Source organism: Paenibacillus sp. YSY-4.3, from assembly GCF_054767475.1.
In genome coordinates this window covers 1,431,618-1,458,558 of the sequence record NZ_BAABMC010000001.1, presented here as the reverse complement: position 1 = coordinate 1,458,558, position 26,941 = coordinate 1,431,618, and the positions used below count along the sequence as shown (strand labels likewise).

General features: G+C 45.7%; 16 protein-coding genes. 2 read left to right on the top strand and 14 right to left on the bottom strand.

Annotated elements, in window-relative coordinates:
• Positions 1 to 58: 58 nt before the first annotated feature.
• The 3 genes from ACYUJT_RS06665 to ACYUJT_RS06655 form a co-directional block, all read right to left on the bottom strand.
• The gene (locus ACYUJT_RS06665; protein WP_460319663.1) at positions 59 to 1,258 is read right to left on the bottom strand and encodes a macrolide family glycosyltransferase; all 1,200 of its coding nucleotides are present in this window, start codon (positions 1,256 to 1,258) and stop codon (positions 59 to 61) included.
• A 97-nt stretch (positions 1,259 to 1,355) separates the two neighbouring features.
• The gene (locus ACYUJT_RS06660; protein WP_460319662.1) at positions 1,356 to 1,460 is read right to left on the bottom strand and encodes a DUF6254 family protein; all 105 of its coding nucleotides are present in this window, start codon (positions 1,458 to 1,460) and stop codon (positions 1,356 to 1,358) included.
• A gap of 105 nt (positions 1,461 to 1,565) precedes the next feature.
• Positions 1,566 to 4,706: an ATP-binding protein gene (locus tag ACYUJT_RS06655; RefSeq protein ID WP_460319660.1), complete on the bottom strand. Its 3,141-nt coding sequence runs from the start codon at positions 4,704 to 4,706 to the stop codon at positions 1,566 to 1,568.
• 183 nt (positions 4,707 to 4,889) lie between these two features.
• Here ACYUJT_RS06655 and ACYUJT_RS06650 point away from each other — a divergent pair, with 183 nt between their 5' ends.
• The gene (locus tag ACYUJT_RS06650; RefSeq protein WP_460319658.1) at positions 4,890 to 6,371 is read left to right on the top strand and encodes an amidase; all 1,482 of its coding nucleotides are present in this window, start codon (positions 4,890 to 4,892) and stop codon (positions 6,369 to 6,371) included.
• Between the two features lie 650 nt (positions 6,372 to 7,021).
• Here ACYUJT_RS06650 and ACYUJT_RS06645 read toward each other — a convergent pair.
• The 11 genes from ACYUJT_RS06645 to ACYUJT_RS06595 all read right to left on the bottom strand — a co-directional run bounded on the left by ACYUJT_RS06645 (position 7,022) and on the right by ACYUJT_RS06595 (position 26,009).
• A complete protein-coding gene (locus ACYUJT_RS06645) occupies positions 7,022 to 7,483 on the bottom strand; it encodes a hypothetical protein (RefSeq protein WP_460319657.1) in 462 nt (153 codons plus the stop codon).
• Between the two features lie 611 nt (positions 7,484 to 8,094).
• Positions 8,095 to 10,482 carry a glycoside hydrolase family 16 protein gene (locus tag ACYUJT_RS06640; RefSeq protein ID WP_460319655.1) on the bottom strand — a complete coding sequence of 796 codons (2,388 nt, stop codon included), beginning with the start codon at positions 10,480 to 10,482 and terminating at the stop codon, positions 8,095 to 8,097.
• A gap of 233 nt (positions 10,483 to 10,715) precedes the next feature.
• Positions 10,716 to 12,005, bottom strand: a complete 1,290-nt coding sequence (locus ACYUJT_RS06635) for a hypothetical protein (RefSeq protein WP_460319654.1) — start codon at positions 12,003 to 12,005, stop codon at positions 10,716 to 10,718.
• On the bottom strand, positions 12,005 to 13,318 hold the full coding sequence (locus ACYUJT_RS06630) for a hypothetical protein (protein ID WP_460319653.1): 1,314 nt from the start codon (positions 13,316 to 13,318) through the stop codon (positions 12,005 to 12,007). Before ACYUJT_RS06630 ends, ACYUJT_RS06635 begins: the two co-directional genes overlap by 1 nt.
• Positions 13,296 to 16,844: a hypothetical protein gene (locus tag ACYUJT_RS06625; RefSeq protein WP_460319652.1), complete on the bottom strand. Its 3,549-nt coding sequence runs from the start codon at positions 16,842 to 16,844 to the stop codon at positions 13,296 to 13,298. Before ACYUJT_RS06625 ends, ACYUJT_RS06630 begins: the two co-directional genes overlap by 23 nt.
• Positions 16,845 to 16,859: 15 nt before the next feature.
• The gene (locus ACYUJT_RS06620; protein WP_460319651.1) at positions 16,860 to 18,770 is read right to left on the bottom strand and encodes a DUF6765 family protein; all 1,911 of its coding nucleotides are present in this window, start codon (positions 18,768 to 18,770) and stop codon (positions 16,860 to 16,862) included.
• Positions 18,760 to 20,385, bottom strand: a complete 1,626-nt coding sequence (locus ACYUJT_RS06615) for a Hint domain-containing protein (protein ID WP_460319650.1) — start codon at positions 20,383 to 20,385, stop codon at positions 18,760 to 18,762. The genes ACYUJT_RS06620 and ACYUJT_RS06615 overlap by 11 nt, the downstream gene beginning before the upstream one ends.
• Before the next feature lie 34 nt (positions 20,386 to 20,419).
• On the bottom strand, positions 20,420 to 21,286 hold the full coding sequence (locus ACYUJT_RS06610; RefSeq protein WP_460319649.1) for a hypothetical protein: 867 nt from the start codon (positions 21,284 to 21,286) through the stop codon (positions 20,420 to 20,422).
• The gene (locus ACYUJT_RS06605; RefSeq protein ID WP_460319647.1) at positions 21,270 to 22,631 is read right to left on the bottom strand and encodes a hypothetical protein; all 1,362 of its coding nucleotides are present in this window, start codon (positions 22,629 to 22,631) and stop codon (positions 21,270 to 21,272) included. The genes ACYUJT_RS06610 and ACYUJT_RS06605 overlap by 17 nt, the downstream gene beginning before the upstream one ends.
• 20 nt (positions 22,632 to 22,651) lie before the next feature.
• Entirely contained in the window at positions 22,652 to 25,435 is a 2,784-nt protein-coding gene (locus tag ACYUJT_RS06600; RefSeq protein ID WP_460319645.1) for a DUF6603 domain-containing protein, read from the bottom strand.
• A gap of 19 nt (positions 25,436 to 25,454) precedes the next feature.
• Complete coding sequence (locus ACYUJT_RS06595; protein ID WP_460319643.1) at positions 25,455 to 26,009, bottom strand: hypothetical protein; 555 nt, start codon at positions 26,007 to 26,009, stop codon at positions 25,455 to 25,457.
• A 242-nt stretch (positions 26,010 to 26,251) separates the two neighbouring features.
• Here ACYUJT_RS06595 and ACYUJT_RS06590 point away from each other — a divergent pair, with 242 nt between their 5' ends.
• The gene (locus tag ACYUJT_RS06590; RefSeq protein WP_460319642.1) at positions 26,252 to 26,926 is read left to right on the top strand and encodes an SOS response-associated peptidase; all 675 of its coding nucleotides are present in this window, start codon (positions 26,252 to 26,254) and stop codon (positions 26,924 to 26,926) included.
• Positions 26,927 to 26,941 lie beyond the last annotated feature (15 nt).

Sequence of the window (26,941 nt, the reverse complement as noted above, 5' to 3'; positions counted from 1 at the left end):
TCATCTTCATGAAGGATTTTGGAGTATGATTAAATCTTGTAGGTAGAAATTTTAATATTTAGATATGATACTGAATTTTAAATTCGAAAATCTCATCAACAGCTTGACGATACCCGCCTGATTTTCGAAGAGATTCCTTTATATTTGTAACAGCTTCCACATAAGAAGAGCTTAACACATGATCTACGCTTTCACGCAGTTGATTTGCAGTCAAGCTATGCATCTGTAATTGCATGCCAGCTCCGATATGGGCGACTTGTTTCGCTATGACCGGCTGATCCGCGCTTTGCGGGATCACAATTAGCGGTACTCCGAAATAAAGTCCTTCATGGGTGCTGTTCATTCCGCCATGTGTAATAAATAATTTAGCGTGCTGCAGAATATCGGTTTGTGGAACATAATTTTTGACGATGAAGTTATTAGGAATTTTCCCTAAATCAGATATTGGGGTTTTACTCCCGATCGACATGACAATCGAATGCTCCGTGTTGCCTAATGCCTCAAAACAAAGCTTATAGAAATGGGTAGCCTGGTTAAAGACAGTACCCAATGAAATGTAAATGGGGTTATTCCCCTGGATTGCCGCAAAGTCGAATTTTTCTTGAGTTATACGTGTAGAGAGGGATGGGCCGACGAATTTATAAGTTTGGTCGAATGCATCTCCATATGGCTGAAATTCCCTGGTTGTATAGACGATAGTTAGTGGTGCGGGATTACAAAATACCTCATAAGGAGAATGGATTTCCACATCATATTGTTCCTTGATCTTTTCCGTCAAGCTTTGAAATTTATCGTTTATAGGTTGAACTATTTCTGCGGGGACGTTTTTGAAGATTTGTTCCATGGAATGATCGAAGGATGCTTTTGTCTGAGCAAAAGAAGTGCAAGAATTGATGGCAGGAAGCTTAAGAATTTGAGCAAGCAATCGTCCGCAGCCAAACATGGAATCATGGATGATGTAATCGTAATACTCTCCTTTGATCTGTTCAAGAACGCTTGGTATTACGATATCTGCCGTAAGTAAAAGGCCGTTGACTCTTTCGAGTAAATAGTCTCTACCACCTGAGATAAAGGCTTCTATAAATTTCTGACCGTCAAATGTTCGTACCGAAGCCCCTGTCTTCTCTACACGCTCCCGAAATGCTTCTATACAAAAGTAGACTACCTCTTCACCGCGCGAAACAAGCTCCTCTACAACTCCAAGCGTTGGATTGATATGTCCCTCTGATCCACCATTAATAAACAAAACACGCGCCATTATTATCTCTCCTTAATGTATTCTGTTGTCTATATGCATTATAAAAGACTGCCGGCTGCTCCGACAGTCTTTCTGTTACATGAAGCATACTCTCGTACTAATCGCTGGACAACTCCTTGAACGATTTGATTTTACCATGAGGACGGCGATCTTGCTTTCGAGACTTCCAGGCAGCTTCTTTCCTTCTCTTCTGGTGAGTCATAACAAATATCCTCCTCCGGAAAATGAGATGTATACCACTTCCTTATGTTGTCATTCCTGGGTCTTGTTCATGCATGAGCGACAATTTTACATCTTTTCATTTATCTTATCGGACCATACCGGTTCTGTTGCGTATATGAAAAGTTACCTTTGTCCCTACGCCTAACGTACTTTCAATATGAAGCCCTGTTCCGAAGTGCCGTTTTAAACGCTGATCCGTATTGATCAATCCGACTCCTGAATTACGCTCTGCACTTCTTTCTAGTATTCGCTGCAATTGTCCCTCGTCCATTCCGATTCCATCGTCTTCAACTGTGATCTCTGCATGCTCTTTATAGACGAAAATCCGAATAAAAATCTTTCCACCACGAGCACGTTTCATAATCCCATGGAGTATCGCATTTTCAACTAAGGGCTGGATCGAAAGAAAAGGGACTTTCAACTCCTCATAGTCATTTGCCTCCCAAACAAGCTCTAACCTATCTTCAAACCGGACCTTTTCAATATACAAATAAGAACGCACAAGACTGAGCTCTTCTTCGATGGGAACAAGCCCATCCATATTTTGAAAACTGAATTTATTTCTCAAAAAATGGCTGAATTCTTCAAGTAAAGTACGCATCTTGTCCAAATTGACATCACTTAAAGCTGCTATAGCATTTAATGCATTAAATAAAAAATGAGGCTGAATTTGCGCTTGCAGCCAGGCAGCTTCTAACCGCAATTGCTCTTTGACGACTTGTTTTATCGTAGTCAGCGCCTCGATCCGCGATCTGATTTCTAAGGGTTCTACCGGCTTTGCTACATAATCGTTGGCCCCTGCTAAAAAACCGCTTTGAATATCTTTCGGCTGGCTTCTTGCCGTAAGCAGCAAAACAGGAAGCTCTGTAAGTGTAAATCGCTCGCGAATCTTTCGCGTTAGCTCATAACCAGACATCCGGGGCATCATAATATCTGAGATGACCAGGTCCCATTCCTTCGTATCCAGTATAGCCAGCGCCTCTTTACCGCTTGTTACCATCACTGCCTCATATTCGTCTTGGGGCAGTATTGCTTCAAGCACTTGAAGGTTGACCGGATCATCATCAACAATAAGTATGACTGGCCGATTATTATTGATTTCTATTGAAGTTGATTCCTTTGCATCCGGCAGAATTTCCGATTTTGCCAAACCGGCTGAAACTTCCTCAGTCGGAGGGGTATAGGCTAAGGCCAACTGTTCGAAGAAGTGAGGTGCATCATCTTCCTCTCCTTGCAGACTCGCCATCTCTAATGAAAATGTAAATTTTGAGCCTTCTCCTAAAACGGAGGACACATCTAACGCACCTCCATGAAGCTCAACCAACTGCTTGCTTATACTTAAGCCTAATCCAAAACCGCCTTCAATCAACGTCTCGTTCGTATCCGCTTGCTCATAAGGGCGGAATAAACGCTTCACCATCTCCTCATCTATTCCGATCCCGGTATCGGTAATAGCAATATAAGCTCTCTCGTCCTTAGCATAGGCTTGAATTGAAATTACGCCTTCATTCGTATATTTCACAGCATTATGCAGCAAATTGAAGACGATTTGGATAACCCGGTTCTCATCCGCAATGACGGGTGGAAAATCCTCGGGAATTTGATTTACAATTTTTACGGACTTCACTTCTACGTTAAACTGCAGCATGTCCAGTACTCCGGTTAGGATCGGCTGAATTCGTATGGCTTTTTTCTGAAGCCGCGGATGGCCATCCTGTAAACTCATCACGTCGATCAAATCATTTAAAATCAAGGTCAGCCGGCGTCCTACGGATAAAATCGTTTCAAGTTCTTTGATACTCCTGTCCTGCATGTAATTTCGTTCTCTTTTCAAGACGGATTGCGACATGTTAAGCATACTATGTAACGGATTTTTAAATTCATGAGAAGTATTGGCTAGAAATTGATCCTTATGATCATTCATTCTTTGCAGTGTTGCGGCAAGCTCCTTTGTATTCGCATGCATGATAAAATAATCCCTAAACCATACAGAGGCCAAGCAGCCCATCGAAAGAATCATATCAAACGGATAATAGACAAGACTCAAACCGCTTTCCCGCCAAAATAACGACCAAACAAAATGATGAATCAACACAAAGATTGAAATAAGCAGCAGAAGATTGCCCTTTTTATCCTTGATGGCTTTATTAGAGATGGCAAATATCGTGATCACTGCAGCAATGCCAGCCAGTAGATAATATACCGGGAAGAGCATAATCACCTGACGAGGGTTTAGAAACAACGTGATGCCAGCAGTCCCGAAACTTATTACTCGATATACAGGATACATCTTTCTCCAGTAAGGGAGTTCGCGATGATTCGTACACTCCAGCAAAGCATAGGTTCCAATAACAAGAGCGACATTAGATAACCGGAAATCCCAATCACTGCCTATGTAAAATAATTGGTGAAACAACTTCTCATCATTGCTTAGAACATTAGTAAGTGTTATGGATAACATCACCACAGAAAAATAAAGCAGCCTTTTCTCCTTATTTCCCAGCAAAAACAAAATCAGCGCATAGATAGAATGCATAAAAAATATAATAGCCGCCAGGAGCTGCATAGAAATGGAGACTTTCATCTCCTTTGTAATCGTTTCTTCAGAACCAAATTTGATGGACCGGGCAATGCCGCTGCTTCGGCTATCCACATAATTGGCCGCCTGAATCACTAGATCGATTACCCCGTTTTCGTCTGCCGTAAAGGTTGTCGAATAAGGCAAGTTTTTTGCAGTATAACTATCCTTCGTTTCCGCCACTTGCCCGGATTGGGCAATCGAACGGCCATTTACGTACAATTCTGATGAGGTACGCACGCTAGGCACGCGAATACTATAATTAATGTCCTCTTGCGGATTTACATAAAGACGCAAACGATATGACGCATATCCATATGGCGTTGGCTTGTCAGCACCCAGAGCTTCATTCCATCCTCCCGGAACCTGAATAAGCCTTGGCATGTTTTCACTTAATTCCTGCAGCGATCTGCCATCCATCAACCATTGATAGGGATAAAACTCCCATTCCCCATCCAGCAAAAGTACGTCACCATCTTTTGCATTCCAATCTCGCAAATCTAATTGCCCATTTTGAATGGAGACGTGTTTTGGATCAGCGAAAAAATCCATCCAAAAAATACGCAAACTGGATAAGATGATAAGTAATAACCCCAAGAATAAAATATGGCTTTTTTTAAATCGGGACTTTGCCGGATCTCTGGTCAAAAAATATTCCTCTCCTTTGCTGCTCATACGAATGCTACGAATTAGCCCTTAAACACCAAGACATTGAAGCAGGAGACACCCCATAATATACTATAACAAACATGACCTGTCAGCGGTCGATAGATATACGATATGATTACGTAAGGCTTCTCCAATTAGGAGAATCAGAAAGGAGATTGTTGAATGTCTGTCTTTCCTTATACATCCTATGACGCTGTAGGGCTTGCTCAGTTGGTTCGAAATAAAGAAATTTCTCCTATTGAGCTCGTAAATGCTGCTATTGAACAAATCAATCACCACAATCCCAAACTAAATGCGGTCGTGCATACCCGTTATGAAGCAGCTTTAATTGAAGCTGGCCAAGTCAACGTCGGCGAACAGCCGTTTGCGGGCGTACCTATTTTGCTCAAAGATATTTCTCAAGCCATCGGTGGTGAACCGCTAACTTCCGGCTCTCGTCTGTTCCAGCATCATAAAGCCCAATCGGATTCCCATTTTGTCGCCAAACTGCGACAAGCGGGCTTTATTCCCCTTGGGCATACCAACACTCCCGAGTTCGGACTGAAAAATATTACAGAGCCGCAATTGAACGGCCCTACTCGCAACCCATGGAATCCTCTCCACTCACCTGGCGGTTCAAGCGGAGGCTCCGCAGCTGCAGTCGCTTCCGGTATGGTCCCGATGGCAGGCGCGAGCGACGGTGGCGGATCAATCCGCATACCAGCTTCATTCAGCGGCCTATTTGGCCTTAAGCCGACACGCGGCAGGACTCCGGTAGGTCCCGGCGTCGGTAGACAGTGGCAAGGCGCCTCGATCGATTTTGCTCTATCCAAGACCGTTCGAGACAGTGCGGCGCTCCTTGATGTACTCCAGGTCCTGCAGAACGAAGCTGCATTTCAGGTCCCCTTGCATCCGGGGAAATATCTCGAAGACATGTACCGGAATGAAGATAGAACATATCGTATCGCCTATACCACCGATTCTCCTGTAGGGACTGCGGTCAGTGATGAGGCCAAACAAGCCGTGCTGCAGTTAGTGAAGTTTCTGGAAGCAGAGGGTCATTTTATCGAAGAGAAACCAAGCCCTGTCAACGGTGTTCAGCTTATGGAAAATTACTACATGATGAACAGCGGCGAGATGGCTGCCATGGTGCTTAATATCGAGCACTTACTCGGAAGAGCGATAACATCGAAAGATATCGAAATTGAAGGTTGGGTGCTGCTGGAAGCCGGACGCAAGCTATCAGCCGCTGAGTATGCACTTAGTCTTGCGGATTGGGACGTGGCCGCTGCCCAAATGAATACGATTTGGGATCGGTATGATTTCTATATTACGCCGGCGACGGCCTTTCCTGCTCCACGTGTCGGTGAATTAACACCGGGCCCAGAGCAGATCCAGCATTTGCTAACCGTGAGCGGGCTTTCAAAAGAAAGGCAGCAGGAATTGATTTACAACATGTTTGAGCCAAGCCTGGCATACACACCGTTCACCCAGTTGGCTAACCTGACGGGGACACCGGCCATGAGCGTTCCGGTATTTCTTACCGAGACAGGGTTGCCTTTAGGTGTGCAAATCATGTCCTCCAAGGGACGGGAACATGATTTGTTCTCCCTAGCTCACCTTCTGGAAAACTCTTCGTTATGGGTCAGCAGCTCAACATTCTAGCCATGAGTCATTAGTTCATACCATTAACTATAACGATTGGCGTCTGTCGGTTAATATTACCTAACGATAGACGCCTGACGGTTGATATTGCCTACTTATAGCCGCTGACAGCGTTGACGCTACGTAACGATTATCGCTGACAGCGTTGACGTTATCTAGCAATTGCGGCATTTGACGTTATCTAGCGATTGCAGTCTGACAGTTGACGTTACCTAGTGATTGCCGCCAGATAGTGTTAGCGTTGACCTTACCTAATGATTGCTATCGATGTTATTTTACGGATTATTCGCTGTTTGAGAATCTAACGGTTGTATATGCTGCTATTCTAACCTTTTTATACTGTTGCGACGATTTTCGAATGAATAACGCGGATTACAACCGTTAGTTAGAATTCCTAAAGCCTCATTTTCGACGGATTAACGACTGTGGCAACCGTTAGAGCCCCTCGCTTAAACGATAAGTGCGGTATCTCAAGTTTCCGCTAGCAACAGTAAGCAAGTTTTTCGCCACAAGAGAACGTAGAATAACTCTAGTGCGACTCACTGAGAGAGCCAGATGAGCGGATAGCTCGCGAGCTTCAAATACGCGCATCAATCTGCGTGCATATCGTAGCGTTTCTTTTTCCGCCCAGTTCAAACCTAACGTTACATCTATCGATAAAAACTTCCCGATATCGATAAAAACTTCCCGACGAAAGACAGTACTAATTGCTTGCACATCCCGGGATCGTCACGAATGGACAAGTAAGCAATCGGCAAAAAGGACCAATCATCAAGCACCAGCATCGATTGCTTCATGCATAAATCTTTGAAGCGCTCAACCTCAACGTCCCTGGCGTGACTTCGATAATCGTGAATTTCGATGCAGCCTTTTGCGCCACCGGGCATATAGGCTAGATCGAGATAGCGGTACCGGTTATTAAAATCGCGGACTTCATACTCAGGATGCAGTTCGTTCAAGTTGCCAATCACGGGAAACCATATCGAACGCAGAAATGTAACCGTTCCATGGCTCAACCCTTTTCCCAAAAGCCCACGTCTTCTCGGGTTATCCTCTTCGGCTATATGCCTTGTTAACCAGTTCTCATAAACTTCATCAAACAACGTGCCCATCTCCTCCCCCCTCATATTAAGCTAAATACGAAAAAACCGCTCTAATACGACTATGCATCTGCTGCATCGTATTAAAGCGGTGTATGCTTTACACCGTGATATTGCAATCATTGTACTATGCCTGGCACCGTCGAGCAATCATTTTCTACGCTTACCTACTTAGCAAGCCTGATGATGTTTTGAGTTATCTTCTACGAAATAATAATAGGGTCATTGCCGATATACGGTTGATGTTACCTAGCGATTGCAGCCTGACAGCTTGAGTTGACCTAATGTTGTCGCCTGACAGTTCAGGCCACGTAACGATTGCTATCGTTGTTATTTCGCGGATTATTCTGTGTTTGAGATTCTAACGGTTGTATATGCGGCTATTCTAACCTTTTTATACTATTGCGGCGATTTTCGGCATGAATAACGCGGATTACAACCGTTAGAATTCCTAAGGGCTCAAACCCGACGGATTAACGACTGTGGCAACCGTTAGAAATAACCGTTTAAACGCATCGTGCATTCACGCAATAACCGATCACACATATCAAAACCAAGAAAAAAACTAGCCAATATTTCACGGCTAGTTTTTTACTATTATTCACAATGCGGGATATTCATCCTCAATATCCGGTCACGCCATGGATATAGGTGAGCCAAGGAGTATCCAGAGCCCCTTGCCCTGGATTATAGGTAAAGAAGTACTCAACCGTATCCGCGTGTTGCAGGTTATTTAGAGGATAAGTATAATTACCGTTTCCCGTTGATGTCATGGCTACATTCATTTGCCCACCATTATTGACCTTATAGTGCAGATCGGCAAAGGTTGCTCCATTAACATAGAACAGCAAGTCATTGCCTGTTTTCTTCAGGCCCCGCTCCTCATCACCGATAATGATTGCAGTGGAAGGATCCGGCACATTGCCATTTCCATTGCCATTTCCGCTTCCAGGATTCCCGGCGCCGTTTTCTTTATAGACGCGCACATAATCGACCTGCATTGTCGCAGGAATATCGGACGGATTCGGAGTAATCCCGCCGTCAAAGCTTCCGCCGATCGCCAGATTCATAATGAGATAGAAAGGCTCATCGAAAGGTGCATTCGGATTGTTCGGCGCTGCTAGCGAATACCATTGTTCGTTGGTCACTTTAAAGAAGAACTTGCCATCCACATACCATTTGATGTTGTCCTCTTCCCACACGACGGAATATACATGAAAATCATTGTCGATAGTTTGGCCTGCTGGGAAGTTATATTCGCCTGAAATATGCCGGTTCGCCGGCCAGGTTCCGCCAAAGTGTACGGCACCGGTCGACATGCCAGGTAAACGTCCTCTCGCTTCCATTACATCGATTTCACCGGATGCTGCCCATGTTCCGTAAGGGCTGTCTTGCGGAAGCATCCACAATGCCGGCCAAACGCCATTGCCTGTAGGCAGTTTTGCACGGAAGTCGACTCGGCCATATTTAAGGTTAAAATGATCCTTCGTGTTAATTTTGCCGGATGAGTATTGTGCGTACCGGTTTGGATCTTGCGGGAAAGACTTGGATTCATGCAGAGCACGAAGATTCAGCTTCCCGTCCTGTACGAATACGTTTTGCGGACTGTCGGTATAGTGCTGCAGTTCCGCATTGCCCCAGCCCCATGTACCAGGATCATCATTGAGATAATAGCCCTGCTCGTAGTTCCATTTGCTCGTATCAAGCGCACTTCCATTAAATTCATCCTGCCAGATCAGATTCATGCCCGCTATCGCTGGGTCGCTTGGCGTTCCGATGGCAATATCCTCATGATCACTTACATCCGGACGGGGAGCATTCGGATTGCCGATAAATGTGTAGTTCACATAATTGTTACCGATGCTGCCGCCCTTTTGCCCGTTTAATGGATAGCCGATACGGATCTGCATATCTTCCTGGATCGGCTGAAACCATAATCCATAAATGTAATCAGCCCAATATCCCCATTGATTCTTATCGGACATATTGTTGTAGCCGTTGGCAGAGTATGAAAATCCGCTCTGACCGGAATCTCCCAAGTTAACCCATTGCCCGTTGATGTTAATCTCGTATACAAAATTATCAAGCTCCGTGCTGATTGGCGCGCCTCCGTCAATCTTAGGCAGCGGTATGCCGATCGCACCGCTTGTATCGGCCGTAAAAGTCGTTCCTTCATATGGAGTAATGACATATGAATTCCTTACGGCTTCATTAAAGTTGATAGTATACACGACGTTAACCAAAGAAGTCTTCGATTCCAATTTGACGTTGATCGACTCCGTTACGTTAAACCAGTAGCCGCCGCCGCCTTCGGTAAATTGACCGAAGTTTCGATCATAGATCCAGCCGCTCGCCGCATTATTGTCGATATCGATCCATGTGCTGCTGTTTACAGGTTTTACATACACCTTCAGATCATCAGCGACGGCTTCATAAGTTACGGCCGGATCGTTATTGAACGTAGGATAGGTAAAGCCGGCCCCACCTGTAAAGCTTGCTGTAATCTCCGGCCCTTGAGTAGGAGTCATCGCTGTGATCGTGGTTTTGTTGATGTTCTGAAACACAAGCGTGTATTCAAGTGTAACCCCATTCGCTTTGGAGTACAGCTGAATCTCGGTCGTTGCGGAGAGAGTGAACCAGTAGCCAGTAAAGCCACCGTCACTCCAGTGACCCCAGTTCTGGTTGTAGATAAAGCTGCTGACACTGTCAATGTCGACCCAGTTGCCGCCAACTTTCACCTTGACGCCTACATCATGGGCAACATCATTCCAAGTGGCGGAGCCTCCGTTGAATATCGGCATAACAAAACCATAGCTGGCTTGTCCCACCCCCGATTTGGAGATGACTGGTCCGTCTGCTGGTGAAAAATAATCCATAGAGGTAACCGCAGTTTCCGCGGCCTGTACCTTCGAAGCTGGCCATAGGCCAACACTTGCCAGCATGAGTACGACTAAGAACAAAGTCAATCCCTTCTGTAAATACCGCCTTTCCGTTGTGTAAAATCCCTTCATAAATACACTCCCTTATCATAGTAATAGATGCACCCAGCCTAAACGAGAGTAAGTAAACGCTTACAGCAGAGGACGACTCCATTTTATCGAATTCCCATTCCGATGAATAGATAACATATTTAGGGTTATGCCCCAATATTTCGGCTCGAAAAAGAACCCCTGGCGGCGCTTGGTTTACTTCCGTCCCCAGGGGCTCTCTATCTTTTCATGCGTTAAGCGGCTTCAAGCCTAAATCAGACTGTAAAGACATGGTCAATGATCTGCCCCGACGTACCTGTACAGTGTAAGGTAACCGTAAGAGCTATAGGTGACGTATCTGAGAATTGGATATCTCCGCTAGCCTGTCCCGAGCTGCGAAGCTGCCCATCTGAGGTGGTTAGATGAATTGTTTTACAGTTTGCTACATTCCACTTCAAATAGTACTTGTAACTGCCATCCTTCTGACGGATGCCAGTATATGACAAATTCTGTACTTTTAAAAAATCCGTAACCGTGATCGTCATGCGCTCCTGGACAAGACGATCCGGTCCCATACAACTAAGAATGTATTCTGTAGATGCATCCCCAGGCACAACGGTTATCGAGCCACCTGACACTCGCCCAATGCCTTGATTCAAGTAAATCCCATAGGCATCTTTTGCTTCATAGGACAGGATAACCGGATGACCAAACAGCGTTTTATGATCTGGACAATTGGATGTAAACCTGCTAATAACGGGACGCTCCACATAGACCGCTGCAGTACGGGAAATTTGCTCATTTGCGCCAAGAGCATACAATCGGAACGTGGTATCTGTGAAAACCTCTACCTCAAGACTCCCCACACGATCAACCCTAATGTCTCCCGGTGTGAGTACGCACTTTACGGCATCCCCAGCTACAGCCCATTCAAGTTTAACCATATCGCCGACAGCAACTTTAGTTCGGCTGCACTCGAAGTCTAGAATCTTAAGAGGCGATCTCTTCTTAAAATAAGCAAGAAAATCAGTCCCATCCAAATCCCCTTCTAACCCGTCAGTCCGAGATGGCCATGTTGCTCCGCCGCTCATCGGAATGTTAGTAAAGCGAACGGCCACGTAGACCATTTTCTCCATTCCGCCAAAAGACACCAGATTACCGATGCTAAAATACATCTTCTCCCTTGGAACCAGGTCATAATCATTAAGTGGGTATAACTTGAAATACACACCATAACGATCAGGATCATAAGCTTGCTCCACATCCCAGTTATACGGAGCATAGCAGATCATTTTCTCCGCCCATTCCTTCGTGGTCAGATAAGCCTCTCCGTCGCCAATTGGAAAATAAACATAGATGACCGAAATTTGAGCTTGTTCCGCTCCAATATCAGGGATAGGCGCTCCCTCGGGCAAATGATTGATAAAAGAGGCCGTCTCCACACAACTGACATTGACGACTTCAACATCCAGCGAGTTGGGAAACAATAAATCCTTCCCCTGTTTGTGCTCGCTGAGCAGAATCCCTTTCTCCCCCAAAGCGTTAGCTTGGATCAAGCGGTCCATTACAAGACCTCCCCCTCGAGCAGCAGCACGGGATAAGCACTTCCATCACTTTTGGTACAAATTAATTTTGCACCAAGCAGTTTTTCCGGAATTTTCGGTTTATCAGGTCTTACCGATAAATATTCAAACTCCCCTGTGCTGTCTATTGCAGTATTATGCCAGCTAGATTCGTCTTCCGTAAACTGAAATACAACCTCCTTAACGCCCTGGGTTCTCCATGTCCACTTGGTATGGATATAATGAGGGTAGACACGAACATAGCTTCTAAATATTTGCGGCTTATCTAAAGTGAGTCCCTGCAGATGTAGGGTGGCATACTCTGTATAAATGTGGCCTTGAGCACGTAAGACGATCTGAGGTTTGGCAGGCATCTCAATTTCCATCGAACCATTCTCATTTACCGGCTTATAAACTGTGCCCACCGCAAGCTGCAGTTCCTCACTATACTTTGTTCGCCAAATCACTTGCTTTGCTGCAGCGTCATAATCCAGCTGCAAGATGTCCGGAGGCTGCACATACAAGTTTACGAACGCATTCGTCTCCAATGCATTTCCCTTTAACGACAGGCGGTATTCCATACTGCGATTCAGATCAACTTCCATACCAGGAGCCGGCAAAGTAAAAATGTTAATCCCGCCGGGTGTAATCTGCCCGTCTTTTGCCCCGCTGATCTGCCATTGCAAGCGCAGCTGCCCACTCTCGCCAGTCGTCGTTTTATCGCTGAAAAATCGATGAATCTGAGGAACAGCCGGCTTCTTCTGGATGGGAAACACCTTAATGACATCATCAATGCCCACCACATTTTTAATCTCAGCATACACATAAGTTAAACCAACCGGCGCATAAGACTGGATATTCTTGCATCTGAAATAAACGCTAAACAAAGTTTGAATGATTTTTTGATTATAGCAGCTAATGACAAAGCTAATATGCCTCTCTTCTATAACTCCTTCTGCGACTGACCAATCGCCGGACTCCGTTTCGAAAGTGATCAGTTTCCCTCGCTGCGCATCGATGAAATCCCCCACTTCTGTTCCATAAGGAAAGAAAAAACGAATATACGACGTATCTTCCACCGGTTCACGGTTTTGAAGTTTTTTTAGAATGTCTTCGGCATCGAGCTTCTGGGGATTATTAAATACCATTTGATGTACCCGGTCCGGATTAAGGAGCTGAAAGGTTAATACACTTTTCACGGGATTATCAGCGTCTAGAATCGCATGATCGTTCACTGCAATATGATTGTCGTCAACGTCAAGCAAGTATCGGCAATGACTAGGATACCTCTGTTCATTTTGTAGTTTCTGTTCCATGCGTCCCCCCTACTTTTAACTTCAGCCATCCTTCTACCACCCGGAAAGGAGGTTTGGCCAGAAAAGCATTTCCATTGGACGGATGAAGATTTTCGGTTTCGATCCATTCCTCCGCCTCACCAGGTGTAATAAACTCCCAGTCCCGATTAGGCAGTTTGGTCAGCGGCATGACGTAACTTTCTTCTCCCACCAGTAATGGCCCCGCATACAAAGTCAAATAAAGCCTATCCAGAGCAGCTTCAATGCGATCCAGCGGGATGCGCTGTTCCGAAACGGGCAGCATTCCGCTGATCAGATGTATACTTGCGAACGGATCCATAATTAGGGAGATGGTTGTTCCTTCCGCTTGATCATCTGCTGGAACTTCAACCCGGTGGTTTTGTTTCAAATAGTCAGTCGCCGCATCAGATTCGGCAAAAGCGCTGTTGAACTGCTTGTAGTCAGATTGGCCATCTTGAATGAAAAAACCAATGACCCCGTCTCCTGTATGGTGTTGTTCCCCAATCCATAAAGGCATCTCAAACTGCTTAATAGATGTATCCGGTACAGGAACAGGCTTCTTCGTATTGCCTTCAAGCAATTTATAGCCTTCAGGCGGCCCGGCTTGCATCAGCTTGACGTTGGCTTTGGCCAATACAAGCGGTTTCCCCACAAACAGGCTTAACCCGCTTGCACTTGCTGATTCTGGCTGATGAATATCCCATAACGCAGAGTCAATCAACTGAAGAAATGGTGTAAGCACATCTTCGTGACGCTCGTGACTGCGGCGTAAAATCTCACTCAACAATGCTTTCATATCCGCATTCATCGTAGCTGGAAGCTCTTCCGAGCCGGCTGCAAATAATGGCTGGTCGTTCGTAGACGGCATACCTGGCGCGTTTCTCCATTGAACGCGATCCCCATCAAACGCCGTTGCAACCAGACTTCCGAGCATCACACCCTCTTCGTCATAGATCAATAGGCTCTGGTCTGCATGATTTGGAATCATCCAGCCGCAGATCGGAGAGTCCGGTAGGTTAAAATCGCAATACTCGGCGCTTCTTGCCTTGATCCAGTTGAACTCAAGCCGGGTAGGCTGCATGAAACGAGGAGGCAGCATAATGTACTGTCCCATCGGGGCCTTCGACATTCTCAAATTTTCTGAGATCGCATACTCGTTACAGACTATATCCTGAAATTGGCCAAAGGTATCAATCAATCTAAGCTGGTTGAATTTAAAGAAGCCTCCCCTTAAAGGTGAAAAAAACTCGTTGAACAACGGCTTTTCAATGGCAAAGTCCTTCAATGCATTGCGTACTAGAGCTGCTAAATCGGAGCTTCCCTTTTGAAGCACCAGGACGGGAAAGCGCAGCGCTAGCTCACTCATCAAAAATGTTTCATTAAATCCATCTAACGCCTGCGACAAGTAATCCAATTGATCCAGCGCCCCAAATGTCTGAGCAAGCTCAGCTCCGAGCTGCTTGACGGCCATCGCTTGCAGTTGTTCCGCGATATGAGGCGTTATAAAAATTTTCCCCTTCATCGCTATTGAATCCTTGGTATCAGGCATGGAGCCTTGAAATACATAATCCGTCCCTTGAAATGTCCAGTTACTCAGTTTCGGATGATTTCCGATAAGCTCTTTGTCTGGATAATACAGGCCGCGCCAGCAGAGCAGCACAGGATTCCAGGGCGGTTTCCATAGATTTATAAACAAGCGGTCTGGAAACTCTGCTCCTTTCCCCACCAGTCCATTCTCCATCTCGCGCTGCACTTGACGAACATACTCGGTCATCTGAATCCGTTCATCTTTTGAAAAAGGCAATAATCCTATCTGCTGTCCGATCAATGTTGTAATCAGCTCAGCACTATTCATAATAAACAGCGCGCCCTCAAGCAGTAATTCCGAATAACTTCCCCTTACTTCCGCTTCAGGCAGTAGTTGATTTGTGCGGATCACTGCAGAATAGGTGCTTCCTCGCAATGTAAAATCAAACTGCAGGGCTTGCACCGTTTCCTTCAGAAGTCGGCATTTTAATGGACGTCCCTCTCCGTTTACCAGATTCGAGTCGAAGAGCGATCCTCGCTTAGCACCTGACAGAAGCAGAACAGGCGGATTCGGCTCATAGTATCGGTTTCCCGCAGTCTGCTGCAAATCATAGAACTCTTGAATAGAGCTGGCTAATTGTTGCTCCAGTATCTGAAGACGTTCTTGAATCTCTGCAATTTCGATTTCGGCTTGATCCAGCGCCAGAATTTCTTCCGCTATTTTCTGCTGATACACGGCCATCCACTTTTTCGCTTCTCCGCTTTCATAGGGATCTGTGATGTGAGCCTTAATCATGTACTTGCACCAAAGATCATAGATCGCCGACCGCTTGGCATCCTTACCAAATAGCTGCCGATACAGCGCATGAATCCCCTGCTGCAAATTACGGAATAGAATTTGATCGACCGGTGATAAATCCGGCAAGTCTTTGTAATCTTTGTCATTAATCTTGCTCTGAAGCTTGTACGTATTTTGTGCAGCAGCCATTTGAAAACGCCTGTCATGTTCTGCATAGTCTGCTTGATAGAGCCCGTTTAAGTTCAGCAATTTGTGACTTTGGTCATTCAATAGCACACGCATCAAATGCTCGTTCAAACCGTCTTTCACACCATGCAATGCCGAGAGCGCTTCTGCAGACGTATTACCCACTGCCAGTTTGGGCATAGGTAGATTGCGGATGACTGGACTATTATAATCCGTTCTGTCATTACTCCAATGCATACCGGTTACAACGCCATGCAATGCTAGGGAGGCAGGATATATCAAGCCATCCGGGGGCTGCCAGCCGTACCGGTCCCGGCATATATGTGCAGATTCCACTAGAGTCAGTCCATCCTTGTAATAACCTCGCACCACATAGCTGATCCTTATATTTTCGAGGCGCTTGCCCAGCTGATCGGTCAGTTCATCATAAAAACCAAATACATTGCGATGGTATGGGTACATAGCAGAAAATGCGGGATTTCCCGGACCCAAAGCAGTTAACGTGTCCAGTCTCTCAGCAGGCTCGGCCATGTTCGCTTCATAGGGATAAGACCGGCCCAAAATCCGATAAGGCCTTACTGAATCATCGAGTTTAGGAAACGTCAAACTGCCTTCATTTCCGTATTCAGGGGCGCTTGCTTTTTCCAGTGCATCACTTTCCACAACCCAATGCTTGCATAATAAAACATCGGCTTGTTCGTCAGATGACCATAAACGAGAGATAATCCACCTCTCTGGCACTTTTGGATATTCAGGCTCCTGGTCCTCGCTTTCTTGGGAGCCCTGCCTCAAGCCTTCAGGCAGAATCCAATGCAGATGAACTCCTGGCTTTTCCTGTGTTTTTTCACTCATGATGCCGGAAGGCACTTCATTGCCCAAGGGTGTTATAACGATTCGAGAAAAGTCGTCAGGTATATTGGCGAAGACCGTCGGCACGGGACTGGCTCCAACCATCATCGCTTGGACCTTTATCGGAACACACAGTAGATTCATATCCGGTCCGGTTACTGTCATGGACTCCTCACCTCTTTACAGGTTCCACATAAACTCAACAAAAGTATCGTCCTTCCCGGTATCAACAACGATATTCCGATAGCCTTCCTCATCCTCAGAGCTGACCTCCAACGTGACACGGATCTCGAGCTTCATCTTGGCAATACTGGCGCTGAAGTCTTTCGTAGAAAGCCTGTTCTTCCACTCCGGGGCCGCTTTGAGATGAATAACCCCTGTTGCCAGATCCGTTTGCAGGTTTACAAACTTGGAGTTGTTGCAGTATCTGAATACTTGTCCTGAGGGCAAAGGCTTCATCGAGATACTAAGATCAGCATAATCTAGCATTTTGAACCCATCCGCCAGTTTCAACTGCAGATCGATAGGAGCATACAAATCTAGATGGGCATTACCTTCCTGCGAAATATACATGGCGTTTAACGGGTAGTTATAATCAGCGCTTCCACTTTCTGAGCCATTCACAATTTGTATTATCGGCCTTTTGTTTCTACTGTACGGTTCCAATAGATCCTGACTCACAATGATTGCTGCACTTCCGATGATCGAGTACTCCTTCTCGAACGTCTCTTTCCTCGACCTGCCTTGCTCATCTTGCCAGATCAAATCCATCAGGGCAACCAAGTTCTGATTTTGTTCTGGAATACTAAGCGAAAGCTTTTCATGGATCGTTTGTGTATTGCGGTAGGTGTAAGTGGATGAAGCAATCTGCTCCTGCGTGTCTGCATCAAAAATGCGGACCATCATGCCCAGCGATTCCAGCTTGGTCGGCAAAGAGGCGGAAATGTTAAGTTCATAGTTATCTCCATAAAAATGAGGATCAGAGGCATCACAAGTTATAGCATCTGTACTCCACTCCTGGGCATTCAACATATTGTGCGCCTCCTTTGATTTTCCCATCACTGCATCTCTAACATCTTGAAGCATCAGCAAGAAATCAAAATAGCCTTGCTGGTCCGGTTTCAAATGTGAATTAAAATCCACGATAGACTGCCGCACCGCATCTCCATCATAATCATATTTCAGGCCAGTCTGGCTGCTCCAATGCCGTTTCAAGTCTTCATAGCTGTGAGCATCCGTATTCCAACCCTTAATCAGCGTAGGCAAAAGATTATCTCTCCAGTTCTGATCTGAAGGTTGTTCCCCGCGAAAATAGCTCAAGAACCCATACACGGCCTTAGCTGCATTAGCAAAGTAATCATTATTGATCCGTGTGTAGCTGACCGGCGGTATGCCTTTAGACAGAATGAACTGCACGTTATAGTCGTCGCTGACCCCGCTTGTTCTGAATTTGCCCACATTTGGATGGGCTGCATATTTTTGCGGGTCGTATTGCTCCGTAATATTGTTGAAGGTTCTCGTATCTCTCACTTCCACTATGGTCCATTTGTTCACATCGCTCATATAACCGTTGAACGGAACATAAGCAAAGCTATCTGCGGCAATATGCAGCAGTACCCCGAGACGTCTCAAGGCATGAAGTGCGTCAGGTGCTTTCAAATTTGAACGATACTGCTCTTCTGCTCGCTCGAATAATAGTCTAAAAGTATCGCTGCTTCGGAGTGTTTGAATTGGAGCAACCCGATAATTGTTTCCACCAACTGTGACAGCATCAGAAAAGTAATAAAAAGGAATCAGAATCTCTTCCTGATTTTTGCGGCTTGTTAATGCATCCCTATCGTTCTCATCTTCAAGTGCAGACAAAAGCAGGGGAATCTTGCACATTTTTGCCCCCTTGGATGGTTCATCCTCACAAAGGCCGCGGTCTTTGATGGCTTCAGAGATTTGATCTTTCGGCAAATACAATGCCGCTTCCTGGTGATTGTCATTGATAAACTGGCAGGTTGCTGCGATCAGCTGGGCTTCCTGCTCACTGTATCCCGATCTGGAGGCGATCGTTTTCACCGTGAAATAATGAAAATTAAGCTTCATATGCAATAAGCTCCTTTACGCGGTTTTGCAGCATGGAATCGCCGAGGAGCAGGCCGTTGCCGATTAGAATCGTTTCTTGCTCAAACTCAAAGTTATACACTTTATCCTCATAATCCGACCATTCCACTGCAATCACCTCTTCTAAACCCGATACGGTTCGCAATCGCATGCCAACCTGTACATCAATCGCAGGCAGAAGACCATCTTCGGTACAAACGATATGATCTGGCGTCATCCGTACACTGCGTTCGGAAGTAGAAATTTTATAGAGTTCAACTTCATGTCCCGTCAGTACCTTTTTGACTTGAACGCTGCCTCCTTCAGCACTTCGAACCAGCTCACCGATCTGAATCTGATCTGCGCGCTTCAGCGTTCCGTCTGCCATTATGATTTCAGTATCTCGGGCAACGCATCCCCATTGAATAAAGATTTGCGCGCATTGAATGTTGAGCTTGCCATAGTCCTTGCCGTCACTTTTCACGGAAATTCCTACGGTCATAGAAGGAATACTCTTACTGGACATAGCCACGCCGAAGCTAGAATAGAAATCCACGTCCGTATAGACTCTGTTCTCGATTTTCCTGAAATCGAGTATATTGTTCCACGATTCCGGAAAAATGAAGGTCATTTTAGTACAGCGATTTTGGTCATCAAAGGCATCCTTCCGCTGAATAATAGCATCGTAATTACCATAATGATTGATCGTGCCATTCACCATATTTTTCAACCACATCCGGTAGCCGTATGTTTCATCAAAGCCGGTAATCCACCATCGATCCGCAGCCTCAACGGTAACGGAAAAAGGAACGCGGACAAGAATCCTCCTATTATCTCCATCCTGGAACGGTTGATCATCATTGGTATAATCGTAATCGGGAATGGCCCCTGCACGTCTATAGGATATTTTGACTTTAGTATGATTAGGGTCTTTGCGATGAGATTCTTTAATGACAGGGGCATTTAGTGTAAAAGATTTGATCATCTCCGTGTTGCCCTTCAACGTAAATCCTACGGATTTTGTAACGTATCCTTTCAACTGGGCAAACTCAGATTCATTTTCAGCTATTTTCGAACAATAGAACGTGCTCTGAATTAAAAATTCTCGAGGGGTATCTTGGAAATATTGAGGATAATCGGCTTGGATTGTGCCTTTGTACTTAGAGGAATTGACAACGTCTTCCGCTGTAGTATGCAGCAGCATTTGATTGGTCACGTCATAGAGCTGGGAAACAACGGCAATTTGATCCTTCACTTCAACATAGTCCGCCATAATTACTGCCATCGTTGTTCCTTCTATGGAAGCAGCTAGAGACGGATCCGTTTGAAGAGTTTGACGAGCATGAAATATCATGTTCTCAACGGCTATTTTATCTTCCGGTCCTTCATGATAACCATCCGCAGGCACATTCACGGATCGCTGTAAAGGTTTTGTTCTAAGGTTTTGAAGCGCAGACGCAAGATGAGGATGTTTCTGATTAAAACTTTCCAAGCCGCTCACCTGACTCAGAAAAAAACGGTAGTGATCATCATCGGCAAAATCAAGCTCCAGCATCCCCGTATCGGGATCAATCTGCCCCAGCACCTTGTTATGGAAATCCGGTAAAAAATCATACATGCTCATTTCCCCTTTCCTTCATAAAGATCGTGATTTATTGATCAACATCCGTCCGGATCACTTTGCCTATGTATGGGGTTTTAATCATCTGTAGAGCAAATTCGGCAGAAGTAATCTCTTTATCTAAGGAGGCTTCCATACGTTTTGCCGTTTGGCATACATCAATGGTACGCAGTTTCTCATTGTGAACGGCAACCTCAACCGTATATGTTTCAGCAAGCAGTTCTCCGCTTTCAAAACATCTTAATCGTTTATAAAATTGCCCTTTGATATGGTTGAACCCAAAATAGAAACCCTCCGGCGGTTGCGCAATTTCTATTGTATAGGGGACTCCGTCAAATAATCCAATCAGCACCTCATCGGATACTTGCTCGATTCGCAAAGCCCGTAAAGGTGTGCCTTCGGATGAGAAGGCCTGAAACTCCAGCCCTCGCCAGCCGCGTACCAAAGGGGACCGCAGAATAAACCCTCCCATGATGTGCACGCCTTCCTGAAGCTCCTCTGCTGCCACCAGCTTCTTCTGTAGAATGGGCCGAACGGTTTTCATTCGTTTGCCGATCTGCGCAAATACCGCATCGATCAATGCTTGATCATGGGACAAATCCATGGAAGCATTTCTCCCCAAGCTGCTTGCTCCATCTACAAGCGCCTGCTGCCAGTTGGGATTGACGTAAAATAAGCGAATTGCATTGCCCGGCAATATACTGTCCGAAGGGATCAAATAGTGAAAAGGCACATTGCTCAATAAACACAACTCACTTAGCCAGGCAATCAGCTCATCCTCTGGATGGTCTGGATTTACTGTTCGATCATCTGCGAGTGCAGCAAGCTCGCCGAACACGCGATGAACATGCCTGCGAAGCACAGGGGCGTAAGTTTCCCAATCAGTCCTGGCTTGCATCAGCAATCACCTCACTCAAAAGCGTTTTATAACGATCGTTCAGCTGCTGTAAAACGGTTTGTTTTCCGCTATTTTGATCGCCGTTCTCATCGAAATTCCGAGCAGCTTGTACAAACGGATATCCAATGGATTCATCGTCCTGACTATCTCCAATACTTCTGTCGGCAGGCTGAGAAGACAGATGCCTTCTTAACAGTCCGTGATAGACCGAAGTGCGGGCGAGCATTTCATTGCTCTGACGCCATGCGTATAACTTTTGTGCGTAGGATTGATCCGCCAAGGCCATCGACTTGCCGATCTGCCAAGCGCTGGAATAGCGAATATCCATCATTCCTATATCCGGATCATATGCCAGCAGTTGATCCGCAAAACGTGAGCACCTTGTCTCCTCTTTCGGATCATCATAAGGAATGAGAGGCGACTGGTACCACGAAACGGTCTGGCTGCCGTCCCTAACATGATGGTTCATCGGGAAGTACCCTTGGCGGCATAATTGTTGAATTTGTTCATTGCTTCCCTCGTAGGGGATTGACAACATAGCAGCGTCGAGCGAAGCAAACGTAGAGCCAAAATCAAAAGCAGCTCTTGCCATAGAGAAGCTCCAATTCGCCAGCACAATCATTCTGGCTGTATGACAATTAGCTAATGCTGCTTGCCGGCTCTGCTCATCTTTAAGACAATCCTCGTATCCTTCCAAGGATACCAAAAGAGCCGTGTGGCGAATGGCATGCCGATCGTCCTCAGGCTCCAGGCAGAACCTGTTCGCTACGACGGTCGCAAACCAGTCATCCCTAACGGAAGCATCGGTTACTTTATGATCCAGACTCACTCCTTTGCCATGCGCTAACAAACATAGCGCCTCAGCGTAAGGGAGAATTTCGGCTAATAAATCGACAGGAATATGTACATAAGCACAAGAATCTTCCGGCTTCTCATAAGCATCGTTCAAGACTAAAGAAGGCACGAAAATTCCGGCGGCAGGCTTAAGCGCTTCTTGGCAAGTGCTCTCGATGATTTGAACTCCTTCCGTCTCGTCAAATACGAGCAAAGCCAGCCAGGGCATATTCGGATGACTGTTCAGAAGCGTTTTCTCCCAAGGCAAAGTTCTTCGATTCAGCACAATATGGGGCAGGCAATTGGTATAGTCGCCAACTGCCTCCCGAGGCGGATATACCGAATAAATCTGATCCGGCAGCAGACGGAACCTTTCCGTTGCAACCGTAAAGTCAATCATTTCACTCGCAAGCCGGCAGTTGATATTCGTCACGGACTCAACCTTGATTTGATAGGTCCCGGCCTTCAAAGACGGTTCACATCTTTGCGAAAAACGGATTGATTCCCCCATAACACTCTCCTTCCTATGTTTTATAGATTAGCTTCCCTACTGCCTGTTGTACGAAGTTCAGGAACAGCAAATAGTACCTCTTGCGGATCATTCGCCAGTGACCGCATCTTCGCTTGATCCCATGTGCCAAATGCAGCAGCAGCATCACTCAGGAGCTTATCCCGATTTTGGTTGCTGCCGATCGTGGTTTGTACGACTTTCATCACCGTTTCGGGCTCTGTAGGATAAACTTTAGCCGGTTCAAAAATTGGAGCTCGATAAATGACTTCTCTGGTAATTGCTTCTCCCGCACTCAGAACCGCTTCATCATAGGCTCCATCCTCAGGAAGGATATGTACGAGAGAAACTGAATCTTTTGCGGTAACAGACATGCCCATAGGCATATCCTTCATTATCGGAGCGTTCGGATCTATGCCTCTCTTCCCCCAAAGTGCAGCGGGTACATTCTTGCGTTCAGGAACTGCATGCAGGCCGGATAAAGATCGCTCACCACTCAAGCTGCTGATGGTCACATGCTGCTCCATCCGAACATCGCTTAGTCCCATAGGCACGATGCCGAATCCCGCTTGTCCGCTCAGAAGTTTGTGGCCATTAAAAAACAGATCGGTACAAGGCGTCTTCTGCTCAATCAAACAGCGGACCCTGAACCCGTCCACCACATAAGCGTCCCTGCCATCAGCAGTCTGATACTGCGCTAGTAGTCCATCGGTAATCGTCACACTGCTGAGCCTGGCTTCATTCGTCGGTACAGAAAGCGAGGACGCATGCTTGGCACTTCGATCTTCAAATGCACCTGGGATAAAGCTATCGGCGAATTCCCCCCATTCAATCGGCTTTGGCTCATTCGGGCTATTAGCTCCAAAACCAACAGTGAAAGAGATAATATACCAGTTCACTCTGACTTTGCCGGAAAATTCGGGGCCCCAAAGCGACAAGCCGGCTCCTAATTCAATCTTGAATGTTTTGCCGATGCCAAAAATGCTGATGCGATAGGATGCACCGATACTGATTTGAACCCTTGCCTGATAAAAAAAGGGCTTCCAATTTAAAATAAAATCCGCCGCAGCGAAAAACCAGGCTTTGAGCCTTCCCAATTCAAACAGCAGCTTTAAACTGGCACCTGCCATCATACAGGAAGGAGTCAGGGCAAAATAGCATTCGCCTTTGATCGAAATGTTGTTATTTACGATCCAGGTCACACCGAGAGGCGGTATGGATGGATAATGGATGTTATGAAAAGCCGGATGATGACATCCTCCTAAGGTCACAATGAAATCGCCGCTATACGTTCCCTTGAACCAGAATCCGATCGCAAATCCACCCGTAAGTTTACAAGCGGGGTCAAATAAAAACGAGCGGTCAGTCAACGCGGCCATCATTATAAATTCTCCCTGGCCAGGATCAAAAGCCACCTTGAGGGCCAATTCAGCCCGCATGATGGGACTGGCCCCACTCACTTTAGGCGGGATGGATGCATTGGATAGTCCGAGCAATGAAATCACAAGCCGGTTCCCCATCTCAATATTGAGCAGCGCAAAGCTTTCCAGCACCCCGTACGTCAGAAATCGTATGCCGGCAGAAATGAAATACTGGCCGGAATCTGGGACAATCGACTTACTCAGCGCTCCTAAAGCCTGCTTAGGCGGCGTATTTGGTTTAAGTCCCGAGTCGTCTCCCATGGCCGCCGCTACCAGTGGGAAGGTTCTGACCCCATTTAAATCCGGCAATTTTAAAGAGCGATTCACCCCGAAACCAAGCGCCAAGCCGTTGACGAAAAAGAACGGCGGTCCACCCAGTGGCAAACCCAGCATCAAATAGGCAAAAAACGTTTTTTCGCCGCTGCCGGGCATCTCGCCATATGAACCAATGGCTTGAAAGCTATACTGGCTGATCTTTAAGCCGAGAATCCCGTTGTATAATTCTTCTTCGCGGGATTTATACAATCCGCCAATTAAGCTGAAGCCCGGCTTCTCCAATGTGACCATCAAGCCGCCTAACCCAAAGCCGATATCGGTCAGTTTCTTTAAAGAAGTCGAGACGTAAAGTTCATAGAAATCCATTCTTAACAACGCAATCGTAAAGCTAGCATCCAGGTAAAACGTGATCTCCGACTCTACCAAACTGACTCCTATTTTGGAAAAGTACAATACACTGAAGCCTTTATTGATATCAAGCCAGTAGATTGTATTTTTAGGACGTTCAGACGAGGCTGCAAGAGCCGGAGACATGGATCGCTTGTACTTTGGTTTTGGCTTTAAAGATTTAATGTAGTTCACATTTACATCTACAGAATGCTCTTTAATGATCAACTGCGAAAGAAAAGAAAAAATAAATTCAACCTCCGGCGTATACTGCAAATCAACGCCTTTGAAGCTAAATCCATCCCCTGGGTCACAGAACTGGCCGATAATCGGAAGGCTAGAGAAGTCTAGCTTTCGGTCAAAATTAAGATCCAACGTATAACTTCGCTCTTGATTATTCGGATTCTTCGAGGTGTTTAGTTCTAATTTACCAAAATTACGAATGACAGCTTTGAAATCCAATTGACTGCTGGACGATGTAAACTTAAGTCCAACGGTTTCAATAAACAATTCAAAATTCAAGCATTCCGGGAATACAACATCAAAGTAAGCAGCCACATCATTCATTTCAAAAGCAAAATCCCGATTGATCCACTGCCCTGAAACATTGGTTCTCTTCTTTTCCTGAAGAAAAACAATTTGAAACAGAGCGTCCTTGATGTAAAACTCACTGTGCAGCACGACGGTTAACGATTTAGCGGATTCAGCATCATATGCTTTCATCGCATGACGTCTCCTTGGATCAAGCTAATAGCTCGTCAATATTTTCAAGTTGCATGCGCTCGATGACTTTTTTGCGATCCGTATTATAGACTGCGAGCCCCAGTGATTTAATATGAAAGAGCTTTAAACTCTCATCCGGTTTTACCGGATTCAAAATAACAAAGTTGAATGCATACTCACAAGGCTTGCTTTTTCCCTCAATATTGGATTTATCAACATAAATAAAGAGCTGTCTGATTTGTACGCTAATGTCCGCAATGCTTTTCAGCCCCATAGATTCAAGGGTGTCCTTCATGCTTTCTACGGTGACTTCCTTGCCGCCGCCAAAGGATCTGATGATCTCGTTGATCTCCTCAATAAGCTCCAGCAGAGTCATACTTTGAGGTTCCGCATCTGTTGGCATAACGAGAATTTTCGTTTTCGTTTCCTTTTCCTTTTCCTCAGGTTTGCCCTCGATCACCTGATACTGATATACGCCTTTCAGGTTACAATTCAACAGCGTCAAATCAATAAAAGCTTGAACATTGATGCCTGGAGCCGCCCCAAAACTTTCCACAACTTGACTTTGACTCATCTTATTCATCCTCTCCCAACAATTAATTATAATTTGAACCGATGTATATGAAAGCTGCGATGCTGAATCGCTATAGAAAAGCCAAGCGATGTGGAGAACGACAATAGAAAGTAATAGTATGTACAGAGATTATCATACTCTATTGTGATTTACTGGTAAATAGAGCTTAAAAATTTAAATATTATGCATGAATAATTTTCCTCCCTTAACAAACACTACAGTTATGAGGAGGCTGATGCTTCATGTGTCAACGTTTTTCCATGGCGGCCGAGCTGCCGGAGGTTCAGGAGCATTTTCAGATTGAACGGGTGATGTACTACTATAAAAACCGCTTTAATATTAGCCCGACGCAGAATATGCCGGTCGTGCTTCAGCAAAACGGGGAGCGAATTTTAGATGAGTTCCGTTGGGGGTTCATTCCTTACTGGGGAAAAGATGCGATCAACGCAGATCTCAGAAATGTGCATCAAAATCCGACTTATCGCAAAATGGTGGACAAGCAGCGATGCGTCATTCCGTGCAATGGATTGTATTATTGGAAACAAGAAGGAAAAAGATCGTATGCAGTGAGGGTAGTCATGAAAAACCGGAGTATGTTTGGAGTCGCCGGACTATACGAAATTTGGCGGGATGCACGCGGTGAACCGCTCCGTACCTGCACATTGGTCATGACGGAGGCCAACCCGCTGATTGGGGAATTTGAGAGCCGGATGCCAGCGATTCTTTCACCGGAGAACATGGCCCGTTGGCTGGATGAGCAGACGAACGACCTCGATGCTCTCGATCCGATTCTGCGGCCTCATTCGGCCGAAGAGATGCATGCGTATGCAGTAACGCCATTGATTGACAACAATAGGCATGACACGGATGAGTGCATTCGAGAAATGGATTTGAACCGGGCGTGGGTCAAGCGCTGATTCCTGGCGCCCGGA